Source organism: uncultured Salinisphaera sp. (assembly GCF_964012375.1).
Classification (GTDB): domain Bacteria; phylum Pseudomonadota; class Gammaproteobacteria; order Nevskiales; family Salinisphaeraceae; genus Salinisphaera.
In genome coordinates this window covers 1-1,784 of sequence record NZ_CAXGSH010000185.1, presented here as the reverse complement: position 1 = coordinate 1,784, position 1,784 = coordinate 1, and the positions used below count along the sequence as shown (strand labels likewise).

Sequence of the window (1,784 nt, the reverse complement as noted above, 5' to 3'; positions counted from 1 at the left end):
CGCGCCCGGCGTGGTCAACCAGACATCGTCGCGCGCGGCCGCGACATGGGCCAGCGCTTGGCGTAAGACGCGCAGGCGAAACGGCTGGCCGACGATATAAGGGTGCAGCGCGATGCCCATGACCAGCGGCTGCTGTCGCGCCTGCTCGCGCATCTCGTCGAACTGGTCGACGATACGGGCAGCGAACTCGCGATAGTCGATATGGTGGGCCACGATCGACGGGATGTCGTTGATCTCCTGCGGGTAAGGCACCGATAGAATGCGTCCGCCGTCGCGGGTGGCCATCCAGGTGGGTTGATCGTCGTGGCACCAGTCCAGGTGATAGCCAAAGCCGGCTTCGGCCAGCAGATCCGGGGTGATCTCGCTTTGCGCGATCCACGGGCCGAGCCAGCCGGCAGGCGTTTCGTCGAACGTTTGGCTTAGACGAAAGCGTGATTCGGCAATCAATGCAGCCTCGCCGGCTTCGTCGAATTCGTTCTGGGATTCGCTGTTGGTACGCCCGTGGGCGATCAGCTCGGTATGCAGGCGTTCTCGATAGGCGGTGACCAGTTCGGGGCAGTAGTCGGCGATCGAGCTGTTCACGATCAACCCCACCGGCAGATCAAGTGCTTCGAACATCTCCAGCATGCGCCAGGCCCCCACGCGGTTGCCGTAGTCGCGCCAGGAATAGTTGAGCACATCCGGTTCGCGCCGCCCGGTCGCAAGCGCGGCGCCGTGGCCCTGGCCGAAATCGAAGTGTTCAAGATTCAGCCCGATATACACCGCCAGCCGCCGGCCCTCGGGCCAATCGAAGTCCGGCCGGTCGACGATGGCGCTGTAACGATAGCGCCCGTGGCTTCGAGTGGTTCGTGGCATGGCAATACAGGCAGGAATGGCTGCTCAAGTGTAATTGCGGGATGCATACGTCGGCCATCTGCGCTAGCGTCGAGGGTGGGGGCAAGCGATGCATTCTGGACACACGAAGCGACCCAGGTTTCTGATCGGCGTACTGCTGGTACTACTCGCGGGCGCGCTCGCGGCGGCCGAGCCGCCGCAGGTCACACTCGCCGAGCGTTATGACGGCCAGACCGATCTGGCCGACTACTGGGTAAGCGAAAAATACGACGGCGTACGCGGCTACTGGACCGGCACGTCATTGATCACCCGCGGCGGCACGCCGATTGATCCGCCGGCCTGGTTCACCGCCGGCTGGCCCGATACGTCCATGGACGGTGAGCTGTGGATAGACTACGGCGAATTCGCCCGCGTTTCCGGCATCCTGCGAACGCACGACGCCCAGGATAGCGACTGGCGCCAGATCAGCTATCGCGTATTTGACCTGCCCGCGCACGGCGGCAATTTCGATAAACGCGTGCCGGCCATTCGCGAAACCGTCGCTGCAATCGACCAGCCCTGGGTAGTGGCGATTCGTCAGTTCAAGGTCGAGGATGCGGCCGCGCTCGATGCAGCACTCGACGCCGTGCTCGCCCGCGGGGGCGAAGGCCTCATTCTGCACCGCGGGGACGCGCCCTATCGTTCCGGGCGCAGCGACGACCTGCTCAAGCTCAAGCCCTACGACGACGCCGAAGCCATCGTCACCGCCATCAACCCCGGTCAGGGCCGGCTCGAGGGGCTGATGGGCTCGCTCGACGTGCGTACACCCGACGGCCGCGAATTCGCCATCGGCAACGGCTTCACCGACGCGGAGCGTGCCGAGCCACCGCCGGTCGGCAGCTGGATTACCTACCGATACAACGGCGAAACCGCGACCGGCCTGCCGCGGTTTGCCCGTTTTCTCCGGCGAC

The 1,784-nt window shown here is 64.8% G+C and carries 2 protein-coding genes; one reads left to right on the top strand and one right to left on the bottom strand.

All coding sequences use genetic code 11. The features are described from left to right. Nucleotides 1-855 (bottom strand): polysaccharide deacetylase family protein (locus ABNU97_RS17725; protein WP_348767986.1); only part of this gene is annotated, 855 nt, incomplete at its 3' end. 88 nt (nt 856-943) lie between these two features. Between ABNU97_RS17725 and ABNU97_RS17720 the strand changes: the two genes are divergently transcribed. Next, the coding region (locus ABNU97_RS17720; RefSeq protein ID WP_348767985.1) for a DNA ligase at nt 944-1,784 on the top strand (841 nt) is incomplete at its 3' end.